Origin of the sequence: Rhizobium sp. BT04, from assembly GCF_030053135.1 — a bacterium.
GTDB lineage: Bacteria > Pseudomonadota > Alphaproteobacteria > Rhizobiales > Rhizobiaceae > Rhizobium > Rhizobium binxianense.
In genome coordinates this window covers 144,473-170,443 of record NZ_CP125648.1, presented here as the reverse complement: position 1 = coordinate 170,443, position 25,971 = coordinate 144,473, and the positions used below count along the sequence as shown (strand labels likewise).

22 protein-coding genes and 2 pseudogenes are annotated in these 25,971 nt (G+C 59.9%); 12 read left to right on the top strand and 12 right to left on the bottom strand.

The window, feature by feature from the left end; translation table 11 throughout:
• Positions 1–61: 61 nt before the first annotated feature.
• Positions 62–964, top strand: coding sequence for a proline iminopeptidase-family hydrolase (locus QMO82_RS02080; RefSeq protein ID WP_183610091.1), 903 nt, complete (start codon positions 62–64; stop codon positions 962–964).
• Positions 965–985: 21 nt separating this feature from the next.
• Here the strand turns inward: QMO82_RS02080 and QMO82_RS02075 are convergent, their stop codons facing one another.
• Positions 986–1,897 (bottom strand): acetamidase/formamidase family protein, encoded by a 912-nt coding sequence (locus QMO82_RS02075; RefSeq protein ID WP_183610230.1) that lies wholly within the window; start codon positions 1,895–1,897, stop codon positions 986–988.
• Between the two features lie 204 nt (positions 1,898–2,101).
• On the opposite strand from QMO82_RS02075, the gene QMO82_RS02070 reads away from it, so the two are divergent.
• Positions 2,102–3,910 (top strand): diguanylate cyclase, encoded by a 1,809-nt coding sequence (locus QMO82_RS02070; protein WP_183610092.1) that lies wholly within the window; start codon positions 2,102–2,104, stop codon positions 3,908–3,910.
• A gap of 138 nt (positions 3,911–4,048) precedes the next feature.
• A pseudogene (locus QMO82_RS02065) lies at positions 4,049–4,196 on the top strand (oxidoreductase); the annotation flags it as partial.
• Positions 4,197–4,340: 144 nt separating this feature from the next.
• Here QMO82_RS02065 and QMO82_RS02060 read toward each other — a convergent pair.
• From QMO82_RS02060 to QMO82_RS02045, 4 genes and pseudogenes are all read right to left on the bottom strand, one after another.
• Positions 4,341–4,598: pseudogene (locus tag QMO82_RS02060) on the bottom strand (transposase); the annotation flags it as partial.
• Between the two features lie 7 nt (positions 4,599–4,605).
• The gene (locus QMO82_RS02055) at positions 4,606–6,048 is read right to left on the bottom strand and encodes an HlyD family type I secretion periplasmic adaptor subunit (protein WP_183610094.1); all 1,443 of its coding nucleotides are present in this window, start codon (positions 6,046–6,048) and stop codon (positions 4,606–4,608) included.
• A gap of 14 nt (positions 6,049–6,062) precedes the next feature.
• Positions 6,063–7,778 carry a type I secretion system permease/ATPase gene (locus tag QMO82_RS02050; RefSeq protein WP_183610095.1) on the bottom strand — a complete coding sequence of 572 codons (1,716 nt, stop codon included), beginning with the start codon at positions 7,776–7,778 and terminating at the stop codon, positions 6,063–6,065.
• 103 nt (positions 7,779–7,881) lie between these two features.
• Entirely contained in the window at positions 7,882–8,457 is a 576-nt protein-coding gene (locus QMO82_RS02045; RefSeq protein WP_183610096.1) for a PE-PGRS family protein, read from the bottom strand.
• Between the two features lie 475 nt (positions 8,458–8,932).
• Here QMO82_RS02045 and QMO82_RS02040 point away from each other — a divergent pair, with 475 nt between their 5' ends.
• The 6 genes from QMO82_RS02040 to QMO82_RS02015 all read left to right on the top strand — a co-directional run bounded on the left by QMO82_RS02040 (position 8,933) and on the right by QMO82_RS02015 (position 14,399).
• Complete coding sequence (locus QMO82_RS02040) at positions 8,933–10,021, top strand: hypothetical protein (protein ID WP_183610097.1); 1,089 nt, start codon at positions 8,933–8,935, stop codon at positions 10,019–10,021.
• A gap of 728 nt (positions 10,022–10,749) precedes the next feature.
• Entirely contained in the window at positions 10,750–11,511 is a 762-nt protein-coding gene (locus tag QMO82_RS02035) for a response regulator transcription factor (protein WP_183610098.1), read from the top strand.
• Positions 11,512–11,993: 482 nt separating this feature from the next.
• Positions 11,994–13,226 carry a protein-L-isoaspartate(D-aspartate) O-methyltransferase gene (locus tag QMO82_RS02030; RefSeq protein ID WP_183610099.1) on the top strand — a complete coding sequence of 411 codons (1,233 nt, stop codon included), beginning with the start codon at positions 11,994–11,996 and terminating at the stop codon, positions 13,224–13,226.
• Between the two features lie 10 nt (positions 13,227–13,236).
• Positions 13,237–13,689, top strand: coding sequence for a DUF421 domain-containing protein (locus tag QMO82_RS02025; protein WP_183610100.1), 453 nt, complete (start codon positions 13,237–13,239; stop codon positions 13,687–13,689).
• Positions 13,690–13,785: 96 nt separating this feature from the next.
• Positions 13,786–14,064 (top strand): type II toxin-antitoxin system RelE/ParE family toxin, encoded by a 279-nt coding sequence (locus tag QMO82_RS02020; RefSeq protein ID WP_183610101.1) that lies wholly within the window; start codon positions 13,786–13,788, stop codon positions 14,062–14,064.
• 26 nt (positions 14,065–14,090) lie between these two features.
• A complete protein-coding gene (locus QMO82_RS02015) occupies positions 14,091–14,399 on the top strand; it encodes a HigA family addiction module antitoxin (protein WP_183610102.1) in 309 nt (102 codons plus the stop codon).
• A 33-nt stretch (positions 14,400–14,432) separates the two neighbouring features.
• Here the strand turns inward: QMO82_RS02015 and QMO82_RS02010 are convergent, their stop codons facing one another.
• The 7 genes from QMO82_RS02010 to QMO82_RS01980 all read right to left on the bottom strand — a co-directional run bounded on the left by QMO82_RS02010 (position 14,433) and on the right by QMO82_RS01980 (position 22,057).
• The gene (locus QMO82_RS02010) at positions 14,433–15,197 is read right to left on the bottom strand and encodes a FadR/GntR family transcriptional regulator (protein WP_097618512.1); all 765 of its coding nucleotides are present in this window, start codon (positions 15,195–15,197) and stop codon (positions 14,433–14,435) included.
• 126 nt (positions 15,198–15,323) lie between these two features.
• Positions 15,324–16,385 (bottom strand): four-carbon acid sugar kinase family protein, encoded by a 1,062-nt coding sequence (locus tag QMO82_RS02005; RefSeq protein WP_183610103.1) that lies wholly within the window; start codon positions 16,383–16,385, stop codon positions 15,324–15,326.
• The gene (locus QMO82_RS02000) at positions 16,382–17,374 is read right to left on the bottom strand and encodes an ABC transporter ATP-binding protein (protein ID WP_277546021.1); all 993 of its coding nucleotides are present in this window, start codon (positions 17,372–17,374) and stop codon (positions 16,382–16,384) included. Before QMO82_RS02000 ends, QMO82_RS02005 begins: the two co-directional genes overlap by 4 nt.
• Positions 17,374–18,381, bottom strand: coding sequence for an ABC transporter ATP-binding protein (locus QMO82_RS01995; protein WP_183610105.1), 1,008 nt, complete (start codon positions 18,379–18,381; stop codon positions 17,374–17,376). The genes QMO82_RS02000 and QMO82_RS01995 overlap by 1 nt, the downstream gene beginning before the upstream one ends.
• Positions 18,378–19,334 (bottom strand): ABC transporter permease, encoded by a 957-nt coding sequence (locus QMO82_RS01990; RefSeq protein WP_183610106.1) that lies wholly within the window; start codon positions 19,332–19,334, stop codon positions 18,378–18,380. The genes QMO82_RS01995 and QMO82_RS01990 overlap by 4 nt, the downstream gene beginning before the upstream one ends.
• Positions 19,335–19,336: 2 nt before the next feature.
• Positions 19,337–20,293, bottom strand: coding sequence for an ABC transporter permease (locus QMO82_RS01985; protein ID WP_029875013.1), 957 nt, complete (start codon positions 20,291–20,293; stop codon positions 19,337–19,339).
• A gap of 129 nt (positions 20,294–20,422) precedes the next feature.
• A complete protein-coding gene (locus QMO82_RS01980) occupies positions 20,423–22,057 on the bottom strand; it encodes an ABC transporter substrate-binding protein (RefSeq protein WP_183610107.1) in 1,635 nt (544 codons plus the stop codon).
• 326 nt (positions 22,058–22,383) lie between these two features.
• Between QMO82_RS01980 and QMO82_RS01975 the strand changes: the two genes are divergently transcribed.
• From QMO82_RS01975 to QMO82_RS01965, 3 genes are all read left to right on the top strand, one after another.
• Entirely contained in the window at positions 22,384–23,289 is a 906-nt protein-coding gene (locus tag QMO82_RS01975) for a dihydrodipicolinate synthase family protein (RefSeq protein WP_183610108.1), read from the top strand.
• A gap of 11 nt (positions 23,290–23,300) precedes the next feature.
• Positions 23,301–24,485 (top strand): exo-alpha-sialidase, encoded by a 1,185-nt coding sequence (locus QMO82_RS01970; protein WP_183610109.1) that lies wholly within the window; start codon positions 23,301–23,303, stop codon positions 24,483–24,485.
• Positions 24,486–24,832: 347 nt separating this feature from the next.
• Positions 24,833–25,966 (top strand): iron-containing alcohol dehydrogenase, encoded by a 1,134-nt coding sequence (locus QMO82_RS01965; RefSeq protein ID WP_183610110.1) that lies wholly within the window; start codon positions 24,833–24,835, stop codon positions 25,964–25,966.
• The last annotated feature ends 5 nt before the right edge of the window (positions 25,967–25,971 follow it).

The following is a 25,971-nucleotide window of genomic DNA, read 5'->3' as shown; positions in this document are numbered from 1 at the left end:
GCTGCCTTCGTTGCTGCCGCCGCGTTATTGGTTTTCGACATGCCAAGAGATGGAGACGCTAGTGGCCGAAATCGTGACCAACGAAGCCTATTTGCCCTTTCGCGACTATCGCACCTGGTATCGTGTCACCGGTTCGCTGGAAAGTGACAAGCTGCCGCTCGTCGTTGCTCATGGCGGGCCGGGCTGCACGCATGATTATGTCGATTCTTTCAAGGATATCGCCGCCCTCGACGGCCGCCCGGTGATCCACTACGATCAGCTCGGCAACGGCAATTCCACCCGGCTTCCGGAAAAGGGCCCGGATTTCTGGACGGTTGGGCTGTTTCTCGAAGAGCTGGACGCGCTGCTTGCCCATCTCGGCATTCAGCATCGTTATGCCTTTCTCGGCCAGTCCTGGGGCGGCATGCTCGGCGCCGAACACGCGGTGAGCCGGCCGCAAGGCCTGAAGGCGCTTGTCATCGCCAACTCGCCGGCCAACATGCACACCTGGGTTTCGGAGGCAAACCGGCTGAGGCAGGAACTGCCGAAAGAGGTACAGGACACATTGCTGAAACATGAGCTGGCGGGAAGTCTCACCGATCCGGACTATATCGCCGCCTCGCGCGTCTTCTATGACCGCCATGTCTGCCGGGTGGTGCCGTGGCCGCCTGAAGTGGCCCGCACCTTCGCGATCATGGACGAGGACAACACCGTCTACCGCAACATGAACGGCCCGACCGAATTTCACGTCATCGGCACGATGAAGGACTGGACGATCGAAAACAGGCTCGACCGCATCGAAGCCCCGACGCTGTTGATTTCGGGAAAATACGACGAGGCGACGCCTTTGGTGGTCAGGCCCTACCTCGAACGTGTTCCCGGCTGCGAATGGGTGCTGTTCGAAAATTCCAGCCACATGCCGCATGTCGAGGAAAAGCAGCTTTGCCTGGCGACCGTTTCCACGTTCCTGTCACGGCACGACTGAGAACGACACGCTGACGATCGCCTATCGGCGAACCAGCCATTTCTTGGCGACACGGCATGCCATCGTAAAGGCCGGATCGAAGACGTTGCCGACGTCGTAACGCACCACCTGGCCAAGCAGATGGCTGGCCGCCGTCCTGTCCAGGCCATAATCCGACGCCAGCCAGGTCAACATTTCGCTGGTCGCATGCTGGAGCGCCTGATCGAGGGGCCGGGCATTGCCGATGGTGAAGATGTCTTCGGCGGTTTCCCCGCGCGGCCAGACCAGGCCGGCCTTCTTCTCCACCGTCAGCCGCACCGTGACTTCGAAGGTGGTCTCAATGCCGGTCCCGACGATCTCGCCATCCCCTTGCACGGCATGGCAGTCGCCCAGAAAGAACAGAGCGCCGGGGGCCGATACCGGCAAGCGGACCGTGGTGCCCGGGCCGAACAGCCGATAGTCCATGTTGCCGCCATATTCGCCGCTGGTCGCGGTCGATATCGCCTGGCCGAGGCTGGGCGCCACGCCGAAACAGCCGATCATCGGGGCAAGCGGCAGGACGAAATTCTCAAGGCCCACGACCGGCTCTGAAAGCCGGACGGTCAAGGCCTCGCGGTCGATCGCCCAGATCGCGATATCGCGCGGCGGCAGGTCGCGAACCGCCTCGGGATCGACGACATTGGCGGCGACGACGCTGCCGGTGAACCCCGTATCCCTAGTCGGGATCATATTGATGATCTCGACCTTCAGCGCATCTCCGGGCTCGGCCCCTTCCACGAAGATCGGGCCGTTCATCGGATTGGGGCCGGATGTCTGCTTGACGCCGTCCTTGTCATACCCGACGGCGTCGAGCGTCTCGGTGACCACGGTGTCGCCGTCGGCGATGTGCAGGGCCGGCGGAAGAGCGCCGATGACATTGTGAAAGATCGTCGGAATGAAGCGGTGAGTGGTCATGAGAATATGGCTCTCGCTCGTTTCGAATATCATGAAGCCTGCGGCTGAACTGCCCGGCGGGGAGTTCGAGACTACATCTCACAGAGATTGCCTGCTAGACCAATATCCAGCGCAGCATCGTGCAAGCAGCAGGCAAATTCACGTGGAACGTCGATATTGCTCGCCGTTAATTATCTGTAAATGCGAATATACTAATTTACATCCATGCGAATAAGCGCAATCACCAACTGGGCCTATGGGGTCACGGTTTTGCTGACGGTGCTGTCGGGCACTGCCTTCATTCTTTCGGCCAATAGCGCCAAACAGGAACGCATCGCCGTTCAAGAGCATTTGACACTCGATGCGCTCGGCGAGGAACTGGCTCTCGGATCCGAAGAGCGGACGGATGAGGCGCGCCTCTATGTGATGCGCGGCGAGGAACGTCATCTCAATGCTTTCCATGTCCAGGAAGCAGAAGAACTGCACCGCGAAACAGCCATCAAGAATATTCACGCGCTCAATGTATCCCCGGCGGAAACGGCAGCACTTGAGGAGATCGCGCGTGACGCGGAAAGTCTCGATAAAATCGAGGAAGCCGCCATATCGTCCTATCAGAACGGCGATCAGGCCGGCGCCCGGCAAATGCTTTTCGGTCCGGAACACGAACGCAGTCAGACCGCAGTGATCGAGACCGTGACCCGTTTTCGGGAATTGACGGCGGCCAGAACCGGCACAGCCTTGAGCCAGGCGCAGTCACGTGCCGACCTGTGGGGAACGGTCGCCAAGACGATGCTCGGCTTGACGGCAGCCCTGTTCCTCGGAGTTCTGTATTTCGTCTTGAGGCGCCGTGTCGCCCTACCGCTGATGCGGATGAGCGGCATTGTCAGCCGATTGGCCAAACAGGATTACGAGGTGGAGGTTCCACTCGACCGCCGACGCGACGAAATCAGCGAAATGAATGACGCCATCCATATCTTCCGCAATAACGGGCGCGAACGGGACAGGCTCGATGCGGAGCGATTGCGCGATCAGCAAACCAAGGATCTCATTCTGCAGATGATGCATCGCCTGCAGGCCTGCCAGACGCAGCATGAGCTGGCGGAGGCGGTGTCGCTGTTTGCACCCCGGATTTTCCCCGGCCTCGCGGGGCATCTCTATGTCATGAACGACAGCCGCACGGCCCTGATGAGCGTTGGCAGCTGGCACGAGCCGCATGCTTCCCAAACCAGCTTTCCGTCGAGCGCCTGCTGGGGGCTCCGCCGAGGCCGCCCGCATGTCAGCAATCGCGATCACAGCGATATTCCTTGCCAGCATCTCGATGAAAGTCAGACACCGTGTCTCTGCGTACCGCTTATCGCCCAGGGCGAGACAATCGGCCTCCTGTATTTCGAGGATCAGCCGGAGCAGGAAACGGTAGCCGAAACCGCGCGGCTTTATCTCGAACTCATCGCCGAAAATATCGGCCTTGCGGTGGCCAATCTTCAGCTTCGCGACAGATTGACGAATCTCGCCGTTCGCGATCCTCTGACGGGACTTTTCAACCGCCGCTCGCTGGATGAAGCCTTCAACCGGCATATTAGGGATCAACCCCGGGAACCGCTTGTCTGCCTGATGGTCGACATCGATCACTTCAAGCGTTTCAACGATGAATTCGGCCATGACGCCGGCGATGAGGTGATGCGATACGTTGCCCAGATCGCGGTCGACACAATCGGCGATGCCGGAACCGTCTATCGTTTCGGCGGCGAGGAGTTCACCGTGCTGTTGCCCGGCTCGACCGAGGAGGCAGGCTTCCAGCTAGCCGAAACGCTGAGAACCAACATTCGCACGACGCCATTATCCTATCGCGGCCGGATTCTCGGCTCCGTCTCGGTCTCGATCGGCATTGCTTCTTCCTTGGAGGCAAGTCAGGTGACGACACTCTTGATGCGCGCCGATGTGGGCTTGCTCGAAGCGAAGAGCCGGGGCCGAAACGTCACGGTTTCCGCCTCGCAGCTGACGAGCAGCGACAGCCCGAAATTTCGCGCCAGATAGGCTGGCTGTTGTTGAAATATTCAAATGATCAGAATGTTCCATAACCTGCATTACGCCAGACAAGGGTACGCCAGGGTACATTATATATCTCGCGACAGCCGTCATTTTCGACCATCCCAAAAATCCCCTTCCCGCAGGAAGGATTCCGGCGTGACCGTTAGCCGCCTCGCGCCCGGGGCGACGGAAACCGAATTCTTCAAGCGGGCCGATTTCACAGGCACTGCCATCGACCAGTCAAAAAATGACGATGCCGGTCGCGCGGATCGGCTATGATGCGATGATGGACGAAAAACAGCCGCGACGGCGGCGCCGGATGGACCGCATCCACGGCGGGCGGCTGACGCCGTACCCCTTTGCCCGCTTGGAGAGGCTCCCTCGTCCAAAATACGGCGCTGCGCTAACCCAATGTTTAGTTGCGCCCTTTCGATGTCTTCGCCAGCATCTCGCTCAACGTTGCCGCCGAGAGCATGGCTTCGGCCAGAAGCTTCTTGAGTTTCTGGTTCTCTTCCTCCAGCGCTCGCACCCTTTTGGCCTCAAGACCGACATTTCCAAACTGCAGGGATTGCCACCGATAGAAGGTCGGCTCGCTGATGCCGTGCTTGTGGCAAACATCCGCCACCGTCACTCCGGCTTGGTGCTCCTTCAGAATGATCGTAATCTGCTCGTCGTCGAATTTCCTCTTGCCCATCACCGCTTCAGTCCTCACGAAATGCTCTGTTGAAACTGTCGAGAAGTGGTCTGACAGCATAGAGCGCCACGCTGCTTTTGCCCGTTTCGATCAGCGTCTGTGCGGGCATGCCCGCGACCAGTTCGACATCGCGCATTTTCGCCAACCGCTCGTCCGTGACGCGGATCGTCGCGGCAAAATAGGGCTGACCGCTCTGCGCATCGATGAGACGGTCCGCTGATACATACTCGACCCGACCCTTCAGGAGGGGCACGCGCCGCTGATTGTATGGAAGGAGGTGAACCTGCGCCTCAAGCCCCGCACGGACGAGATTGATGTCTTCCGGCCTGACATGGGCAGATACGATAAGGCGATCGGTGCGTGGCAAGAGATCGACGAGCGGCTCACCCGCGCCGATCACCCCGCCTGACGTGTGGATGCGCAGATTCATGATCGTTCCATCGTCGGGAGCGCGGATATAGGTCCTTGAAAGCTGGTCGTCGATCGCCCGCAAGCGCTCGCGCAGTTGCATGATCCGGCTTTCCGTCTCGCGCATGCCTTGGGCGACTTCGCTCAACCGGTCGCTCTCGAGCTTTGCGAGATCGGCCTGTGACCCGCTGATCACCTGGTAGGCGCGGGAGATCTGTGCGTCTACTTCACCCTGCTGGCCATCAAGGTCTGCCTTTTCCCGCTGGAGGTTGAGAAGCCTGCTCCTTGTTTCCAGTCCTTTGGCGGTGAGGGCCGTAACCTGATCCAGTTCCTGCCGCGAGATCGCGGCTCTGTCGGCCAGCGCCGCCTTCTGCGCGCCAAGTCCGACGATTTCCTGCCGCACCTGCGCGATTTTTTCATTGGCGATCTGAATTTCCGCCTGCATGACCTGGCGACGGGCTTCGAAGATTTTCTGTTGCCCGATCAGAATCGCGCCGACCAAGGGGTATTTGCCCATTGCTGCCCTGAGATTGCCGGGATAGGCGACATGGTCGCCGCCCGTCTGCTCCGCAGCAAGGCGGGCGCGGCTTCCTTCGGCCTCCCAAAGTTGCCCTTGAATGCTGTCGCGCTCCGAGCGAGACTTCGTATCGTCGAGCTCGATGACGATTTGCCCGGCCATGACAGCATCGCCGTTTTTGACGAGGATCCGTCGCACAATCCCGCCTTCCAGATGCTGAATGGTCTTGCGGCTGGTTTCCGGTTCGATGATGCCCGATGCGATCGCAGCGCTTTTCAGCGGCGCCAGAACCGACCAGATCCCCAATCCGACGATGAAGACCAGGATCAACAGGTTGCCCGTCCAGACAACGCCTCTGAGTCCCGGCATGGGCGAAGGGGGGGCGGGTCCGCGCTGTTTCGCCTCGATCACCGGCCAATAGACCGTCTGTTGCCTTGATGTCGCCGTCGTTCGTTGAGGCAAGCGCTGCCCCCCTGACGAATCGGAAATTCTCGCCGGAGTTGGGTTCAATTGAACAACGGTCACGGCAACGTCCTTCCCTATGTTCCTGTTCGAGCCGGCGGCTGAAGATAGGTTTCATAAATCCGCTCACTGTCACCGAAGGCAGCCACTGTCCCGTCGCGGATGATGGCAATCTTGTTGGTAACAGGCAGGATCCCCATCCGGTGCGTTATGATGACGACAGTCATCCGCATGGATTTCATGCGCTCGATTGCCCTGAACAGCATGCGTTCGCCGTCATAATCCAGGCTCGAATTCGGATCGTCGAGAACGATAAGAGATGGATTTCCATAGGCCGCCCGTGCCAGTCCCAGCTGTTGGCGCTGGGCTCGAAGGAGCAGGTTTCCACCTTCACCGATATCGGTCTCATAGCCCTGGGGTAGCCGCATGATCGCGTCGTGCAATCCAACCAGCTTCGCGGCGTCGATCGCCTTGCCGGGATCTCCACCATCCAGCCGACCGATCACATCCTTGATGGCTCCGCCGAAAAGTTCGATGTCCTGCGGCAGGTATCCGACGTGGCGGGTGCCCCCGCAGAGGCGCAGAGCCGAGATATCCACCCCACCAAGAAGAGCGCTTCCGCTCGTTGCCTGCACAACGCCTGCTATGACGCGACCGAGCGTCGATTTTCCCGATCCCGACGGACCGATGAGCGCTACGCAATCGCCTGGGGCGAGGCGCAAGGTGATGCCTGTCAATATCGGCCGATTGGCGAAAGGCACGGTATAGCTGACATTATCTAGAATGAGGCCATTGGGCTCCGGCATCGGCACCATTCGGCCGTCGCGATCCGAAGCAACTGTTATCAGCATTCTGTTCAAGCGACGGAAGGCATTGCGCGCGAAGGTAAAGGAGCGCCATGCGCCTATCGCGCCCTCGATGGGTGCAAGCCCGCGCCCCAGCAGCAGGCTGGCAACGAAGATGATCCCGGGACTGCCGCTGTTTATGAGCACCAGCCATGTCGCCGATCCCATCATGAGGATCTGCGCGAGCGTGCGGACCGATTTGGAGAAACCAATAATGATCTCCGTGCGATGCATCGCGATGTCCTGCGCCCTTCTTGCCATTTCCGCATCGCGATAGACGATCTGCGCCGCGCCATCCTGCATACCCATGGCCCTGATGACCTCGAGGTTTTTGAGGGCGGTCGCAAATCTGAGATAGCTCATCGAAAGGGCAAGATTGGCATGAGCAAGCGGCTCACGCGTCGCCAGTTCCGTCAGGAACGCAAACAGCAGAAGTGCAACTGCGCTCAAAAGGCCGATGGTCCCGAGCAGCGGATGAACGAGAAACAGCAGGAGCAGGAATACCGGCGCCCAGGGAACGTCAAAAAAAAGCGAGCTGGCCGGTGAATCGAGAAACTGGCGTAATGCGGCCAGGTCCCTGTAGCACTCCGTGGCGGATCCCGTATCGGCGCGCGTGGCATATTCGAATGATGCGGTGAGCACCATGGGGCGTAGCCTGTGGTCCAGCCAGCTGCCGATGCGCGAAAGAGCGGCCCTGCGCACGATATCCAGCATGGACCCGACCAGGACGGCGATGGCGATGATCATCGTCAGCATCAGGAGCGTGTCGGCGCTTCTGCTCGACAGGACCCTGTCATAGATCTGCAGGAGATAGATGGACGGCGCGAGAAGAAAGAGATTATAGCCGCAGCTATAGAGGAAGACCAAGCCGAAGGCTCCGGCACAGGCTCGGAGCGCGACAACGAGCTGTGTCTGCGAGCGCAATGGCTTTATCGAAATCGTTGTCATTATCAGATCTCGCTGCACTTGATTCTGACAAGAAGAGGCTGCGTGCTGATTCAGCAATTCAGGAGGGTCGCCAGCCGAAACCGGCGACCCTCAGAGTCAGAGTTCATGAGCCGAGATGGTCGACGTCGATATGGCCGAAGGCGTTTATGAAGTGATCGAGAGAATTGTTCACCGTCGTCGTTTCGGGATCCGAGTGAACCAAAGCCGACGAGATATCGCCGCCCAGAGCGTTGTTTCCGTTGCCGCCGTTGCCGCCGACGCCTGCGAGGATGGTGGCATGCTGATCGGCCACGAGCTGCGTATATTGTGTCGCGGTCGTAGCCGCAGCTACCGAAGCCGTGTCGTGGCCGCTCGTGTTTCCTTGGCTGCCGTTGGAGTGGGAATCGCCCCCCGCGCCGCCGTCGCCGCTGTTCGTGACCGCCGCCAGGAAGCCGTTCTTGGCCTGAGCAAAGCCACCGTCTCCGCCACTGCCGGCGTCCCAACCTGCCTTCTGCCAAACGTGATCGCCGTTGTGCAGATGGGTCTCTGCCCCGTAGACCGTTTGCACGGGGTCTACATACGCAACCGGATTGTAGTTGATGTTCCCATTGTTGTGGCCATCACCGCCGTTGCCGGCATTCGCATCGCCCGCATCCGGGTTGTTGAGGTGAATCGTGTCGGATATCTGTGGAATAGGCATTGATGTCACTCCTTTACTTGGTTTCATCCGTGTTCGTTTTACGGCGTCCCCCTGCGGTGTGCGTCCCAGCATGTCACCACAGCCAATACAACCGCAGGCGAATATTGCCTGCGATTTAATCTGTGGCCTATCTAGATATTCGGCGACATTCATTCGGGTGTATACTTGGATGTAGCGGAGCGTTATTTGGATTAGCACTTAGCGATTTGGTGCAGGGTGGCATAGTCACGATCCTGTCTGCGACCTCGTCGAAGCGACGCCAGGGCCTTTGATCCAAAGGCGGATTTAGCGTCGCTAATTCGCACAACAGGCGTTGCGGCCATGACAGCCAAATGGCTACAGAACTAGCCGACAGGATGTAGACGAATTGCAGGCTCTGCTTTTCCCACGTTCAGATGCACAATGCCTGAACAACTCAGGCTGCATAGCGCCGCGTGCTCGGTGGACGTGCAGTCGCCCGCGAATGGAGACCGTAATGGCGGAAACTCGTCCCTTATCGGAAGACCTGCCCAAGACGGGCACCGATCAACACCTCGCCTCCAACGTGGCCGCGGGACATCTGGCGCTGGTGCCGACTTGGCTTCCATTGGATGTCGCTTCCGGTCCGAGCCATAATTCCGCCGGCAGCGGTGGTGACGGGATCAGCGAAGGCGTGATCAGCAGCAACGCACTGGCCGTCTTCACGCCGTCCAATGCCGCCATTGCGGGACCTCATTCGGGTGCCGACGCCTTCCAGGGAAACGACGCGCTCATCAATCAGCATCCCACCGAAATGGCGGGGATAGGCGGGAATGGTGGAAGCGGCAATGTTGCAATCGGCAGCGGCGATGGCGGCAATCATGCCGGCACCGGGGGCAATGGCCTCTTCTATGGCGGGCTCGTCAGCACCGAAGTCGCGCTGTTTGCCCCGGTCAATACCGCCGTGGCTGCAGGCCCCGGCGCGGAGGCTCACGCCGAGCAATCGAACAACGCACTGTTCCTGCAGGGCGCGACCCAAATCGGCGGCATGGGCGGTTCGGGCGGAGACCATAACGTCGCGAGCCACGGTTCGTCGATGAGCCCGGGAACTGCGCTCACATTGACCGGCGACTTTTATGCGGGCCACGGCGGCGATGGATATTTCGTCGGCAGCATGGTCGACGTGAGTATTGCCATCTTCTCCCCGATCAACATCGCCGTGGGCGCCGCAGGCGGCTCGGCTGAGGCTCATCAGACAAACAATGTCATTTTCGATCAGGGCACTGTGCAGATCGCAGGCATCGGCGGCAATGGCGGTGGCTTCAACCTGTCGTCGGACACGATTTTCACCGGCAACCATGCGGGCGGAGGCGGCGGGGTCGGATCGTCAACCGGCAGCATGGTCGACGTCAATTTCGGCTATTTCCATCCCATCAACATTGCCGTTCCCGCCGGTGGGACCGCGGACGCCCAGCAGATCGATCATGTTCTCTACGACCAGCATGCGCTCCAGTTGGCCGGCATCGCCGGCCACGGCGGAGAGGGCAACCTCACCGACGCCCATTCGGCTCTCGTCGACGACATTCTGAGCTTCATGCATAGCTAGCGGACAGACTCTCTTGCATTGCAAAGGTCCAACTGCACGAGCCTGTGCTTCGTGTCATTTTTCAAGCCATATGTTGAAGCGCGTCCTCCGCCCGGCTTTCGTCTCTTGGGCCGATATGGCACGGAACGGACCGAGACACCGAACATCCCACCCTGCCCTCATCCGCATCGTCGCCGATTTATGCCGCCAGACGCCGTTGCCTCTGGCCGGCGTCTGACTGTGCCGGAGGGCGGTGTTGCCTGAGTGAGAACGATGGCAACTGGTATTAATGCGTCATTAGAGCGTAGTTTCACTAATCATAACGGGTAATCGGTAAACTTGTAATTTTGTTGCTTTTCGCCTTTGTCGTTTTGCTGTCGGGATCTGCGACCGCTTTGCATTGAGATATGGAAACAAAGCCGAGCCGATCGCCAGCTTGTTATATCCAATGGCTCTTTCCTCAATGGTTCTGCGGCAGATCGGTTGCCTTTTCAGTGCCTTTGAAAGCTTTGTTGACCCGCTTGCCATACGTGAATTCAGCGAAGGCTGGAAAATCTGCAGCGACAAGTCGAACCAGCAGGCCCTCATGAACAAGCTCTTCAATGTTCTCCGCAAGCCCAGTTATCTATCGATGAAATCTTATAGACTATAAGAATTATCATGAGAGATCAGACTATTGATATCAATAATACACTCGCTTTTTATCATGACATGTAGTGAGAAGAGGAATAATATGAACAACTGTTGCGTTGCAAATTCTGGGGAGCACGCAAGTGTCCGATATTGCTAGACCTAAGCGCCGTATGGGGCGCAATGCACCAACTGTGATCATCATTGAGCACTCTACCTTGGCGCGCACGACCGTGGTGAAGCTTCTTCAGGGTGAATTTGCTGGGTGGAACTTTATAGATTTGATCTCTATCGAGAGTCTCGATCGAGCTCTTGGAGCTGAGGTGCGTTTGATTGCATTGGATCTGGCCGGCAGAGGTGTCGAGAGCGCCAGCCTGCGTGATGATCTCGCGGCAATTGCCGCGCGTTTTCCTGAGGTTCCGATCACTTTGCTCTCAGATACGGATGACGCCATCATAGCCCGTCAGGCGCTCAAGATGGGCATCCGCGGCTTTTTCTCGACTTCACTGCCCGTTGACATTGCCCTTGCCGGTCTTCGTCTCGTCCTGGCAGGAGGAACATTTTTCCCACAGCTATTGGGCGCTGTTACAGCAGGCTCGAGCGAGCATAGCCCGCCGAGAAATGAGGCCGAAAAAAGCTTGGATGATAGGACGCAGTACTTGGCGATTGCCGATTTCACTCCCCGGGAGACGGATATCCTCGCAGAGTTGCAATGCGGCTGCTCAAACAAGGTCATTGCGGGAAAACTCAATTTGTCGGGGCATACGGTGAAGATGCATTTGCAACATATAATGCGCAAGTTGCAGGCGCAGAACCGCACCGAGGTGGTTGCGCGCTTGGTTCAAAGAGCCGCCGGCGGGCATGACGCCTTGCCGAGTTAGGCGGTGTCGTAAGTACCAGGGAGCTGTCTCACGGAGTCTGTGGGAGCTTCCCCTTAGAAAGGAAAATTCGGTATTTCTCAGGCCTCGAGCCCCACACGATGGCGCCGATGTCGGCTGCCAACCAGTTCCTCGCACTGATCCTTAAAGAACGGCTTCGGGCGCCGATGCCCCCATCTCTCGAAGAAGATGTTCATGCCAGGCTTCCTGATTTGCACATGCCTGTCGAACTTCGCTCTTCACACTAAGTTACCAACATGGACCGAGCAAAAGCACCGCAATGACGGGTCTCGGAAGAAAAGACCTGTTGAGCACCCTTGAATCGGATCGGAGAAGCGTTCCCCAACGTATCGGGCATCGAATTTGACAGCCTCGCCGCGTGCCAAAACCTGCCGATCCAAGGAACTCCCCGGTCGCCGATTTGTTTTACATTCTGCACCGCCCGGAAGTTTGCCAAGATGCGATCGGGACAGTGGAACTGATCCATGGATATGACGCGCATCCGAGATCACATGGTGGAGCACCACGTTACGCGTCGTGGCATTCGCGATCAAAACGTCACCGCGGCGATGCGCACGGTGCCACGCGAAAAATTCGTCGCTCCCGGCTGCGAGGAATTCGCCTATGAAGATGCACCGCTGTCGATCGGCGAGGGCCAGACAATCTCGCAACCATTCATTGTGGCCCTGATGCTCGAAAAGGCCAAGCTGGATGCCGGCGACAAAGTGCTCGAGGTCGGAACGGGCTCCGGCTACGCTTCAGCCCTCATCAGCCGGATAGCAAGGCAGGTCTATTCAATCGAGCGACATGAAAGCCTGGCACTTCAGGCCAGCGAACGGTTCGAGAAACTCGGATACCGCAACATAGACGTTCGCGTGGGCGATGGCAGCAAAGGCTGGCCGGACGCCGCCCCGTTCAATGCCATTATCGTTTCTGCGAGCGCCCCCCAGGTGCCGACCGCGTTGAAAGAACAGCTGGGCCTCGGAGGCAGGCTCATCATCCCGGTCGGCCGCGGTGAAGAACAGCGGCTGAAACGCATCACGCGCACTGGGGCAACCGCGTTCGAGGACGAAGATCTCGGCGGTGTGCGCTTCGTTCCCTTGATCGGCGAAGACGCCTGGACTGCTGCACATCCGATGTACACGGCACCCGCCCCGTCATCATCGGGAACTTTTGCCTCCGCGCAAAGTTCTCCGCGAAACGCTGAAGGAGCGGGCATGGGAAAAATGCATAAATCGCCCGCACTGCCGGAAGGCGTGATTGATCATAGCGAATTCCAGCAACGGTTCTGGGCCGTTCAACGCATTTCCTGGGTGGTGTTTACGCTTCTTCTGGCGACCAGCTTGCTGGGCTTGCTCGGAAGGGGCGGTCCATTTTCACGGCAAACACTCCTATTGCCCGATGGCTCCGTGGATTTTCCCGTGATCTCCCGATGGAATGCGCCCGAGGATATGACGGTGAAATTCATTCCGTCATCCGAAGACAGGGTGTTCACGATCGATGCCGCCTTTCTTCAAACGTTCTCGATCCAAGGCATCGACCCGCCCCAAAAAGCGACTTTCGCGCGTGAGGGACGGATAGGTTATGTCTTCCCCGCCGATCCGGCAGGGTCGACGCAGATCGTGTTCCGGCTGAAGACACAGCTCCCCGGCGCTCGTCGCGCCACCGTCGGCATGGGTGGGGAGACTCGCGCCCAATCCACTTTCATCTTTCCATGAGGGCAGCACGGTGGATGCGGTATTACGCGGACTGGCAATTTATTTCACGCTGCTCGTGATCATCCGTTTGTCGGGAAGACGGACACTGGCCCAGATGACGCCGTTCGATCTGGTCATCGTGCTGGTTATCTCCGAAACCACGCAGCAGGCGATGCTGGGCGATGACTTCTCGATCACCAACGCCGTCGTCTTGATCCTGACGCTGTTTACGACCGACATCGGCCTTTCCTACGTCAAGAGGTGGTGGCCTCGCGCGGCGCATATCGTCGATGGTGTTCCAACCGTTCTCGTGACGGATGGCGTCTACGACGAACGCGCGCTCAAAGGAGCCCGCCTGCAGAAGGAAGATGTCATGCAAGCAGCGCGAAGCCAGGAAGGCATCGAGAGCGTGACGGAGATCAAATTCGCAATCCTCGAAGTGAGCGGCAACATCAGCATCATTAAGAAGCAGAAATCCGGCTGACAATCGATCTCTGGCACCAAAAGGTCGATGTGATCCTATCATTCTGCTTGTAAGCTAAATATTGACACATGTCAGCTAAAAGTTTACAAATCGATCATGATCAAGTCGTTCAGAAACAAAGCTCTGGCAGATCTTTTTGAGACAGGCAAAACTGCAAAGATCGATGCCAAGCTGCAAAAGCGCATTCTGATCCGGCTCGACCGCCTGGAACAGGCCGAAAAGCCTGATGACATGAACCTCCCGGGGTTCGACTTCCATGGCCTGAAGGGTCATCATCCCACCCGGTACACCGTTCATGTCAACGGACCCTGGTGCATTACATTCGAGTTCGACGGCAACGATGCCGCCCGCGTCGATTTCGAGCAATATCACTGAGGCGGCTCGGACTGGGGAATGACTTAATGCCCGTATATGAAACGACGAGGCCGACGACGCGCTGCCCTTCCCATCCTGGAGCACTGCTTGAGGACATCATCCCCGCAACGGGAAAAACCAAGGTGGAAATCTCCAATCTGCTCGGAATCTCGCGTCAGCAACTCTACGATATTCTGAATGAGAAGAAGCCAGTGTCGCCCAATGTCGCTGCTCGGCTTGGGAAATTGTTCGGTGATGGTCCCGCAATATGGCTACGAATGCAGGCTGCCTATGATGCTTGGCACGCCGAACGGGAGGTGGACGTCTCCGGCATCCCGACGATCCGGGCAGCTTGAGCGAAGGTGCGCTTGTCTGCCCGCGGACGTGCTTCAGAAGGACAGGTCGAGCGCCCTGCCTTCGAACAGACGATCGCGGGAACCTTCGAGATGCGCCTTCATCAGTCTTTGCGCGTCGTCAGGCCGGCCATCGGCGATCGCCTTGTAGATGGCGTTATGCTCTTCATAGACCTGCTCCAGCCCCTGGCGGGGACCAAGCAGCGAGAGGCCGTGGAGATGCATACCAACGGCGATATGGGCTTTCAGCGCATCGATCGAGGCCGTGTAATAGTGATTATTAGCAGCCTCGGTCACCGCGCGATGGAAGATGAAATCGGCGTCGGTGCGATGAAGCTGATGGCTGGTCGCCTCGCGCAGATCGGCAAGCGCGCTGGCAATCTTCTGGATCGCCTGCTCGTTGCGGCGTTTGGCGGCGAAATAGGCGGCGGCCGGCTCAATGGTCAGGCGAAATTCGTAGCAGCGCTGAATGTCGGCGATCGTCTTGACCGGCGAATAGGCAAGCTGCGTCGTCGGCGACCCATGCGCGCTGACGAAGGTGCCGGCGCCCTGCCGGGCATAGACCATGCCCTGATCGCGCAGGCGGGCCAGCGCATCGCGAACGATGGGCCTGGAAACACCCAGCATCGAGGCAAGTTCATGTTCGCCGGGAAGACGGGAATCCGGCGGATAGTTTCCGCCGCGGATACGCTCAAGCAATTGGTCGAAGACGCGATCGACCAGTTTGACGGCCTTGCCGCGTTCCGGCTTGCCCGGCGGGCCGGCTTCCGCGTTCAAAGATTCGCCATTCACTTCAACCACGTCATTCTCCCCGACGGTATCTTACTAGAGCATGATGCCGAAAAGTGTGAGCGGTTTTCGGCATCATGCTCCAACTATAGAATTTAGAACAGGATGATTACCGGCTCGGCCTAAAATCATCCTGTTCTATGCCGCCTGATTCCGAAGAACCAGTTTTAGCAAACTATCGGGTCTGCCGAAGCCCCCCGACTTGACGGCGCACCGAAAATGCCGCCCGTCGGCGGCCGTGACGTCAAACCACGGAACGCCGGCCTCGATCTCGCCCTTCGGCGTCAGCACCCTGACACCAAGCGCTTGAAAAACGGCAAGCGCCGTATCGCCGCCGCCAACCATCAGCATATCGGGCTTGGTGTCGTCGATCACCGTTTTGACCCCTGTCGCAAAGCGGCTGGCGACAAGCCCCGCATCGGCCGCCAGATCGCCGTTGCAGCGCAGCAGCGCCGGCAGTGCCAGGCCCTCGCCGCATTCGATCTCGCCCATCGGTGCGTCCACTACCATACGCAAGGCGCCCGAGGCTTCGAGCCGGTTCATCTGGGCAGTCGTAATTGGATCGCGCGAGCCAAAGGCAAACAGCGTGCGCTGGGTCGCCGCAAATTCCGTCACCGGCCGCCCCGCTTCGCCGAGCCAGCGGGCGAGCGCCGCGCCGAGGCCGCGCGCACCGACCGCAAGCGTCTTCAGCCAGTCATGACCTTCGACGATCCGGTCGAGATCAGTATCGTCCTCAGCATCCGCAACGACAACATTGTCTGCGCTGCCCTCGAACAACTTGGCGATGGGCAGCGGTTTGTTGACGCCACGTCCGACGACACAGCCTCGGTAAGTCAGGCGCTCTTGATCGGGAATGGCAGGCGCCACAAGAATATTCTTCAGGCCGAGCGCATCCGCGAGCGCCAGGCTTTCCGCCGCGACATTGCCCTTCAGGCGGGAGTCGATCTTCTTCATGATGACGCCGGGCTTCACCTCACGAAACACCTTCGTCGCTGACCGGACCCTTTCGGCGGCCTCACGCTCGCCGAGCGCGCGCGAGGCAGTGTTGACGACGACGACATCGCAGCCGGTGGCAAAGGCCTGCTGCGCCGCCTCGACATCGACGGCGACCGCAACGGAAAGGCCGGCCGCGACGAAGGGCGTGCCGGTATCGAGCGCGCCCGTCAGATCGTCGGCAATGATGGCGGCTTTCAGCGTCATGCAACCTGTCCGGTATTGACGGCGTGGCAGGCGACGAGATGGCCGGCCGTGGCCTCCTTCCAAGCGGGAATGAGCTTGCTGCATACATCCATGGCGATCGGGCAACGCGTGTGGAAACGGCAGCCCGACGGCGGGTTCAGCGGGCTCGGCACGTCGCCTTGTAGGATCTGGCGCTGGCGAGTGCGCTCATGCTCCGGATCGGTCTCCGGAACCGCCGACAGCAGCGCCCTGGTATAGGGGTGCAGCGGATTGTCGAAGAGTTCTTCGCGGGTGGCAAGTTCGGCGAGCCGCCCGAGATACATGACGCCGACACGGGTGCTGATATGGCGCACGACCGCGAGATCATGGGCGATGAACAGATAGGTCAGCCCGTATTTTTCCTGCAGATCGAGCAGCAGGTTGATGATCTGTGCCTGGATCGACACGTCGAGCGCCGAAATCGCCTCGTCGCAGACGATGAATTTCGGCTGGCAGGCGAGCGCGCGGGCGATGACGACGCGCTGGCGCTGGCCGCCGGACAGCTCGTGCGGGTAACGCTGGGCAAACCGCGTGGACAGGCCGACATCGGTGAGCAGCGTCGCCACCCTCTCCTTCAGTTCCGCCTTGGTGCAGAGCTTGTGGAAGAGGATCGGCTCGCCGATCGCCTCGCCCACCGTCATGCGCGGATTGAGTGTCGAATACGGATCCTGGAAGACGATCTGCAGGTCGCGGCGGAAGGGCCGCATCTGTTTTTCGTCGAGCGTCGCCAGATCCTGGCCCTTGTAGACGACCTTGCCGCTGGTCGCCTTGTAGAGGTTGAGAATGGTGAAACCGGTCGTCGACTTGCCGCAGCCGGATTCGCCGACGAGGCTCAGCGTCTCGCCTTCCATGATGTCGAGATTGACATTGTCGAGCGCATAGACCGTTGCCGAACGCTCACCGAAGGCGCCGAGCTTGACGTGGAAATGCTTAACCAGGTTTTCGATCTTGAGCAGCGGTTGAGCACCCATCATGCGGCTTCCTGCATTCTCTGGACGACGAAACAGGCGGCGCGGTGATTGCTGCTGCCGCTCAGCGGTTCGAGCTGCGGCACCTTTTCGTGGCAGATGTTTTCGGCAAGCGGGCAGCGTGGCGCAAACGGGCATCCCTTCGGCCGGCGGCCGGGCTCCGGCGGCGTGCCGCCGATCGAGCTCAGCCGGCTTGCCGGCGGGTCCGAGAGCTTCGGGATCGATGACAGCAGGCCGCGCGTATAGGGATGGCTCGGGCGGGCATAGAGCTCGTCGACCGGCGCATCTTCGACCACCGTGCCGGCATAAAGGACGGCGACGCGATCGACGAGGCCGGCGATCAGCGCCAGGTCGTGGGTGATCCAGACGACCGACATGCCGAGCTTGGCCCTGAGATCCTTCATCAGATCGACGATCTGGGCCTGAATGGTGACGTCGAGCGCCGTTGTCGGCTCGTCGGCAATCAAAAGCTTCGGATTGCAGGCAAGGCCGATTGCGATCATCACGCGCTGGCGCATGCCGCCGGAAAGTTCGTGCGGATAGGCCTGCAGCCGTTCTTCCGGGCCGGGAATGCCGACCAGCCGCAGAAGCTCGACGGCACGTCTGCGGGCCTCCGCCTTTTTCATTCCGCGGTGATAGATCAGCGGTTCGCAGATCTGGTCGCCGACGCGCATCACCGGATTGAGCGAGGTCATCGGATCCTGGAAGACGAAGCCGATATCGCCGCCGCGCACCTTGCGCAGCTCTCTATTCGACATCGTCTGCAGGTCGCGGCCGTCGAACGTCGCCGATCCCCTGGTGACCTTGATCTTGTTTGGCAGTAGCCGCATCAGGCTCAGCATCGTCAGGCTCTTGCCGCAGCCGGATTCGCCGACGACGCCGAGGGTCTCGCCTCTGTCGACATGCAGATCGATGCCGTCGACCACCACGGCGGGGCCGTTGCGGCCATCGATTTCGACGGTGAGGCCCCTGACATCGAGCAGGCGGTTGGTGCTTTTCGTATCCATCATTTGCTGCCCCGCGGATTGAGCGCGTCGTTGAGACCGTCGCCAAGGAAGCTGAAGGCAACCGAGGCAAGGCCAAGCACGGCCGCCGGAGCGGCGAGAAGATGCGGATAATGCTGCCAGACACGCAGGCCGTCCGAGATCATGTTGCCCCAGCTCGGCGTCGGCGGATTGACCCCGACGCCAAGGAAACTGAAAGCGCTTTCCAGCACCATCGCCGTGCCGAGACCGGCGCTGACCGAGACGATCAACGGCCCCAGCGCATTCGGAATGACATAACGCTTGATGATGATCCAGTTCGACAGGCCGAGCGCCTGGGCCGCGGTGATATAGGGCCGGCTGCGGATTGACAGCACCTGGGCGCGGACGAGACGGGCGTAAGGCGGCCAGGAGATCAGCGCCATCGAGCCGAAGACAAGGATGAAATCCACCCACATGGTTTCGCGGTAGAAGGGATTGAGGGTCGCGAGGTAACGCGCCTCCATCCATTTGCTGATCGGCGACTTCAGCGAGGCGTTGATGACGACGACGAGCAGCAGGTTGGGAACCGACATCGTCACGTCGGTCAGCCACATGATGGCCCGATCGAACGGATTGCCGAAGAAACCGGCGACGGCACCGAGCACGAGACCGATCAGCACGGCAAAGACGGTGACGATGACGGCGACGAGGAAAGCGGTGCGCGTGCCGAAGACCACACGGCTGAAGACGTCGCGGCCGAGATCGTCGGTTCCGAAGAGGTGGCTCATCGACGGCAGGACGTTGCGGGCGTTGAGATCCTGGCTCAGATAATCATAGGGCGTGAGGTAAGGCCCGAAGATCGCCGTGAAGGCGAGGATCACGACGACGACGAGGCCGAAGATGGCGAGCCGATTGCGCTTCAGCCGATACCAGGCGTCGCGCCACAGGCTGACCGGTTCTTCAACGGTTTCGAGGGTGGAAAGAGGGATGGCGGACATGGTCAGCGGCTCCTTCTTGAATCATTGGCGCGCGGATCGAGCAGCGGATAGAGCACATCCACCAGGAGGTTCGACACCATCACCAGGAACGACCCGATCAGTGTGATCGCCAGAATGACGGGATAATCGGAATTGATCAGCGCCTGCACGGTCAACCGGCCGAGACCCGGCAGGCCGAAGACGAGTTCGACGAAGATCGCGCCGTTGACGATGGTGATCATGATCAGGCCGAGCTGCGTGACCACGGGAGTCAGCACCGGCCGCAGGATATGGCGGAGCGCCACGATGATCTCGGGCACACCCTTGGCGCGGGCGGTCCGGACGAAATCCTCCGACAGGACCTCGATGACGGCGGCACGCGTCTGACGCACGATCAGCGCGATCGGCTGGAAGGAAAGCACAAGCAGCGGCAGCAGGATACGGACATCGAATATGCCGCCCCAGCCGTAGGGCACGCTCGCACCCGGCAGCAGCACGATGAGGCCGACCATCAGCAGTGGACCGGCGACATAGGCCGGGATCGCCCAGAGGAAGAGTGCGGAGCCCAGAATGGCATAGTCGATGCGCGAATTCTGGTTGAGCGCGGCGATCATGCCGAGCGGGATCGCAACGACGGCGGTCAGGATGATGGAACAGAGGGCAAGCTGGAAGGAGACGGGTGCGGCAGCCGAGACCATTGCCCAGACGGAGCGGCCTGATGTCAGCGAATTGCCGAACTGGCCGTGCAGCAGGTTCCAGATGTAAAGGCCGAACTGGACGATGAAGGGCTTGTTGAGGCCGGCACTTTCGCGAATGGCTTCGATGCGCTGCGGATTATAGGCGACATCGCCCGGCGCGCGCAGGAAGATCAGCTTGATCGGATCACCGGCGCCATAGAAGGCCAGCGCGTAAACGGCCAGCATCACCACCAGAACGGACGGAATCCAGATGGCAAATCGGGTTAGCACGTAGCGCAGCAAGGCCACCTCCCACCGGTTGTTCGATGCGTTCCCGCTTTTGGCTGCGATCGCATCTCTTCTTCTTGAAACTTGCGCGAAGGCCTAGCGGCCTTCGCGCGGTTTATTGCCGACAGGGACGGTTTCCGCCGATCAACCGATGGAAATGTTCCAGGGTTCGACGACCTGCCAGTCAAGGTTCTTTTCCAGGCCCTTGACCTCTTTGGTGGCCCAGCGCGACATCGCCTGAGAATACCATGGAATGAAGGCCCAATCCTCGCGGAACGCCTTCTGCGCTTCCTGGGCGAGAGTGATACGCTGCGGATCATCCGCAGCCTTGGTCGTGGCTTCGGCAAGGGCACTGTCGACCTTGTCGTTCTTGTATCCGCCGAGCTTGTTTTGCGCGTTCGACGAGGTCGAGGCGATGCTGCCTGCCAGATAGGAGACGGCATCCGGTACGCGGGTGCCGACGTCATCGCGGAAGATCTGGACCGAGTTCTGATCCGGACCCGCATAGGAATCCTGCTGCGGCTTCATATCGACGGCGGTGATCCCGAGATTCTGACGCCACTGCTCGGCGATGAACTGGGCGGCGGCCTGAATGGCCGGCGCCGAGATGCCGACGAACAGGATCTTCGGCAGGCGCTCCGGACCGCCGTAGGTCGATTCCGCAAGCAGTTTCTTAGCAGCCGCCGGATCATAGGGATAAGGCTCGAAACCGGAATTCTCCGCACCCGGAACCGAGTTGAGGATCTGGTCGGCTTTCTTGTGCGGCCCATCGGGATAGGACGCCTTGAAGAGGCCGTCTCGATCGACGGCCATGATCAGCGCCTGGCGGACCTTCGGATCGTCCATCGGCGCGCGGGAGATGTTGAACCAGAAATGCTGACTGGTCGGGATCAGCGGGCCGGCCGAGAATTCCGGACCAAGATCCTGGATGATGGTCGAGGTGACAAGTTCTGTGTGGGCATTGAACTCACCCGATTTGATCAGCGACGTTGCCGTGACATTGTCCTCGATCGAGGTGATATCAATGCGCGCAAGCTTCGGCTTCGGTCCGAAGAAGTTCTCATTCGGCTCGAAAGAGAGTTTGCCGGCGTCGATGTCGATGCTCGTCAGCTTGAATGGGCCGGAAAAGACCGGCTTGCTGTCGGGCTTATACCAATCGATGATCTCCTCACCGTCGCTGCCGCGCGACTGAGATGCCTTGGTGATCGGCGCGATGTGGTTTGCCAGGCGCATGAAGAAGATCGGGTCTGCGGCACCAAGCGTCACCACGACCGTCCCCTCGTCGGGTGTCGCGACACCAGTCAACTCCTTGCCGGAGCCGGCGGCGATTTCGGCGTAACCCTTGACCCTGCTCAGCACCTGGTCGGCGCGCTGGTTCTTGGTGTTGGGCATCGAGGACACTTCCCACGATCCTTTGACATCCGCCGAGGTGATCTTGCTGCCGTCGGAAAAGACGGCCTTCGGGTCGAGCTTGAAGGTCCAAACGGTGTTGTCGGCCGATTCCCAGCTGGTGAAGACGTAGGGCTTGATATTGCCTTGGCTGTCGAAATACATCGGCGATGCCCACCAGATCGAATTCCAGCGGAACGTCCTGCCGCCGCCGCGCAGCGGTGACCAGTCCTGGTCGAAGGCCGGATTTGCGACCTTCAGGACCTGGCCTTCATCGGCCATAACGATGCGGGCATTCATCCCGAATACGGTCAGGCCGACGCCGGCTGCAAGGCCGAGCTTCAGCGCGTTACGACGTGATATGTTGGTTTTATCCGATTGATCAGACATGGCATTCCTCCCAGAGTGAATTCGGCAGCGCTCTCCCTGCACCTGCCAGGCGCAGCACAATCCGTTCCGTATCGTTCTCTCGTTATTGTAAATATGTCAACAAAAAATCGCAATTTCAATTCGAACAAAATTTTCTTCTGAAAATATATAAGTTATAACAGATAGATAACTTTTCGCGGCGGCTTCACGGCATTTTGTCTTCTTGACAAAAGATCGGCAATGGAAAAGTTCTTTGCACTCCATCGCGACAGACGAATGACAACTGGAATGCGCAGCCGGGCGGTTCGAACACGGATCCCCAGACAGGACGCGCCGAGGAGGGCGAAATGAGCCATCACAGGATTACAGGCGTTTTTAGCGCATCTGCGACGCCGCTGACCGCCGAGAATACGCCGGATTTCGCCCTTTTCACCGATCATTGCCGGCAGCTGCTGGCCGAGGGATGCCATGGCGTGGCGCTGCTCGGCACGACGGGCGAGGCCAACTCCTTCTCCGGCGCTGAGCGCCGCGCCATTCTGGAAGCCGCACTGAAGGCCGGCATTCCTGCCGACAGACTTTTGCCGGGCACCGGCGTCGTCGCCATTCCCGAGACCGTCGAACTCACCCGGCACGCGCTGTCGCTTGGCGTCACCAAGGTGGTGATGCTGCCGCCCTTTTATTACAAGGGCGTCTCCGACGACGGCCTCTTTGCCGCCTATTCGCAGGTGCTGGAAAAGGTCGCCGACACCCGCTTGCAGGTCATCCTCTATCATATTCCACAGGTCTCAGGCGTTCCCCTATCCATTCCGCTGATCGGGCGGCTGATTGCGGCCTTCCCGGAAACGGTCGTCGGCATCAAGGAATCTGCCGGTGATTTCAATAACATGCAGGCGATCATCGCCGCGTATCCCGGTTTTTCGGTGCTGGCGGGCGCCGATCCGCTGCTACTGCCGCTGCTGAAGGCTGGCGGTGCCGGCTGCATCACCGCAACCTCCAATCTCGTGGCGAATTCGCTGCGCACCGTCTACGACCATGTCCATGACGAGGCGCACGCCGCCGATGTCGAGGCGGCGCAGGCCCGCATCAACGCCTACCGCACGCTATCCAATTCTTACGTCCAGATCCCGACCATCAAGGCGATGGTGGGGCTGAAGACCGGCAATCCCGCCTGGAGGCGCACGCGTGCGCCGCTGATGCCGCTCGGCGATGCCGATTATGCCGCACTCACCGAAAGCTATGCCAAGCTGCCTTGAGGAGATCCGCCATGCGTTTTACCGGCCTGCCTCCGGAAGCCGTTCCGGCCCTGATGACCGGGGCCACCGCCCCTCACCCCACGATCGAGGGTCGTACGGAAGCCTATCTGCCCTCGCCCTGCATCCAGAACCATGCCGCCAATCTTGCCTTTCTGTCCGACGGCACGCTGACCTGCGTCTGGTTCGGCGGCACGATGGAGGGCATGGGCGACATCTCGATTTACATGTCGCGGCTGGCGCCCGGCTCCGAGCGCTGGTCCGAACCGGAAAAGATGAGCGACGATCCGCAGAAATCCGAGCAGAATCCTTTGATTTTCAATGCCCCTGACGGAAAGATCTGGCTCCTCTATACCTCTCAAACCTCGGGCAATCAGGACGGCTCCATTGTCAAATGCCGGATTTCAAATGATGGCGGCCGGAGCTTCGGCCCTGTCCGGATCCTCTGCGGCAGCCCCGGCACCTTCGTTCGCCAGCAGATCGTCGTCAACGGCAGGGGCGACTGGCTGCTTCCGATCTTCCGCTGTGTCGGCCTGAACGGCCAGCGCTGGAGCGGCGATGCCGACACGGCTGCCGTGCTGATATCACGTGACGGCGGTGCGAGCTGGCAGATGCACGATGTCGAGGACAGCATCGGCGCCGTGCACATGAACATCCTGCCGCTCGGCGGCGACGAGATGATCGCCTTCTACCGCAACCGGTTCGCCGAAAATATCCTGTCCAGCCGATCATCCGATGGCGGCGAGACCTGGAGCGCGCCCGCGCCCACCGACCTGCCGAACAACAACTCATCGATCCAGGCGACCATCCTCAATGATGGAGCGATCGCAATGGTTTACAACCATTCGAATGCCGGCATGTCGGATGCGCGGCGCCAGTCGCTCTATGACGAAATCGAGGGCAGCGACGCGGGAGAGACCGCCATTGTCGCCGATAACGGCCGCAAGGCGGTCTGGGGTGTTCCGCGTGCGCCGCTGAGCCTGGCGATATCGAGGGATGGCGGCAAGAGCTTTCCGCACCGCGTCGATCTCGATACCGGCGACGGCTTCTGCCTCAGCAACAATTCGAAGGATTCGCTGAACCGCGAATTCTCCTATCCCTCGGCGATCCAGGGCAGCGACGGCACGCTCCATATCGCCTACACCTACTACCGGCGCGCCATCAAATATATCGGCCTCGCCCCGCAATCGCTGCCGTGAGCAAAACGACAGCCGGAAAATTGTAAACCTGCATAGGATCGGCTGCTAAAGGATGCGAGATACAACGGCTGCCGAGCGGCGGCAGGATGGCAGTTGACAACAGGTTCGGATGCGTCCGCCGTCATCGGGGTGGCGGCTTGTCCGTTGCGCTGAAATGCAGCCGTCATCGATGGCAAATTCCATAAGATACTGATATTTCTATGGATATTCACGCAGCAACCTGCCTTGAAGCGTGGCCGGACCACATACCGGCCGATAAAAATCTCCGCCCTTTGGAATGCCGGCTTGACATTGATCTTACAACTTTACATTAAAGAGAGCGACGATATTGCAGGGAGGACTGGTTCATGGCCAGCTTGGGTTCGCCAATCACGATAATTCGGCCGCATCTGATCGAATTCGGCGTCGGCACGGCGGGAAAGCTCGGCAAATGGGCCGCCGAAAAGGGCTATCGGCGCACACTTGTCATCTCCGATGCCTTCAACGCTTCGCGCATCGACGTGCTGGAACTGAAAGGCGAGATCACTGTTTTTTCCGAGGTGACGCCTGAACCGGATACGGCCAACCTAGAAAAAGTCCTGGCGGCGGCAAACGGCGCCGATGCCGAGCTGGTCGTCGGCTTCGGCGGCGGCAGCGCCATGGATCTGGCAAAACTGGCCGCCGTGCTTGCCGGCTCCGCGCAGACGCTGCACGAGGTCGTCGGCCCGAACAAGGTGCATGGACCGCGCAAGGTGGGGCTGGCCCAGGTGCCGACGACATCGGGCACCGGCAGCGAAGCCGGCATCCGCGCGCTGGTGACCGATCCCGCCACGATGGCAAAACTTGCGGTGGAAAGCCTGCATATGCTCGCCGATATCGCCGTCATCGATCCGGCCCTGACCTTCAGCGTGCCGGCCCGCACGACGGCGGCAACCGGCGTCGACGCGATGGCCCATTGCGTCGAGGCCTTCACCAACCGCAGGGCCCATCCGATGGTCGACATCTATGCGATCGAGGGAACGCGCCTCGTCGGCAAATATCTCGCCCGCGCCGTCAAGGACGGCAACGACGCCGAGGCACGCGCCGGTCTCTCGCTCGCCTCGCTCTACGGCGGCTTCTGCCTCGGCCCGGTCAATACCGCCGGCGGCCATGCGCTCGCCTATCCCCTCGGCACGCGCTGGCACGTGGCGCATGGCGCGGCGAATGCGCTGATCTTCCCGCATGTGCTCGCCTTCAACACGCCGGCTGCCCCCGAAAAAACGAAGGCGGTGATGGAAGCGCTCGGTTATGGGACCTCGGAAAACACCGCATCGGTTTTCGATGCGGCTTACGCTTTCTGCGCCGAACTCGGCATCGAGATGAAACTGTCCGGCCTCGGTGTGCCGGAAAGCGATCTCGACGCCATGGCCGACGACGCCTTTGCTATCCGCCGTCTGCTCGACAACAATCCGCGGGACCTCTCGCGCGCCGACATTCGCTCGATTTATGCAGCCGCCTTTTAGGCGAC

Excerpts from the sequence above, each read along its gene's own strand:
- QMO82_RS02040 (WP_183610097.1), top strand. The coding sequence starts at position 8,933 with ATGGCGGAAACTCGTCCCTTATCGGAAGACCTGCCCAAGACGGGCACC.
- QMO82_RS02015 (WP_183610102.1), top strand. The coding sequence starts at position 14,091 with ATGCCCGTATATGAAACGACGAGGCCGACGACGCGCTGCCCTTCCCAT.
- QMO82_RS02070 (WP_183610092.1), top strand. The coding sequence starts at position 2,102 with ATGCGAATAAGCGCAATCACCAACTGGGCCTATGGGGTCACGGTTTTG.
- QMO82_RS02045 (WP_183610096.1), bottom strand. The coding sequence starts at position 8,457 with ATGCCTATTCCACAGATATCCGACACGATTCACCTCAACAACCCGGAT.
- QMO82_RS01975 (WP_183610108.1), top strand. The coding sequence starts at position 22,384 with ATGAGCCATCACAGGATTACAGGCGTTTTTAGCGCATCTGCGACGCCG.
- QMO82_RS02030 (WP_183610099.1), top strand. The coding sequence starts at position 11,994 with ATGGATATGACGCGCATCCGAGATCACATGGTGGAGCACCACGTTACG.
- QMO82_RS01970 (WP_183610109.1), top strand. The coding sequence starts at position 23,301 with ATGCGTTTTACCGGCCTGCCTCCGGAAGCCGTTCCGGCCCTGATGACC.
- QMO82_RS02050 (WP_183610095.1), bottom strand. The coding sequence starts at position 7,778 with ATGACAACGATTTCGATAAAGCCATTGCGCTCGCAGACACAGCTCGTT.
- QMO82_RS02005 (WP_183610103.1), bottom strand. The coding sequence starts at position 16,385 with ATGACGCTGAAAGCCGCCATCATTGCCGACGATCTGACGGGCGCGCTC.
- QMO82_RS01980 (WP_183610107.1), bottom strand. The coding sequence starts at position 22,057 with ATGTCTGATCAATCGGATAAAACCAACATATCACGTCGTAACGCGCTG.
- QMO82_RS01965 (WP_183610110.1), top strand. The coding sequence starts at position 24,833 with ATGGCCAGCTTGGGTTCGCCAATCACGATAATTCGGCCGCATCTGATC.
- QMO82_RS02000 (WP_277546021.1), bottom strand. The coding sequence starts at position 17,374 with ATGGGTGCTCAACCGCTGCTCAAGATCGAAAACCTGGTTAAGCATTTC.
- QMO82_RS01995 (WP_183610105.1), bottom strand. The coding sequence starts at position 18,381 with ATGATGGATACGAAAAGCACCAACCGCCTGCTCGATGTCAGGGGCCTC.
- QMO82_RS02075 (WP_183610230.1), bottom strand. The coding sequence starts at position 1,897 with ATGACCACTCACCGCTTCATTCCGACGATCTTTCACAATGTCATCGGC.
- QMO82_RS02020 (WP_183610101.1), top strand. The coding sequence starts at position 13,786 with ATGATCAAGTCGTTCAGAAACAAAGCTCTGGCAGATCTTTTTGAGACA.
- QMO82_RS01990 (WP_183610106.1), bottom strand. The coding sequence starts at position 19,334 with ATGTCCGCCATCCCTCTTTCCACCCTCGAAACCGTTGAAGAACCGGTC.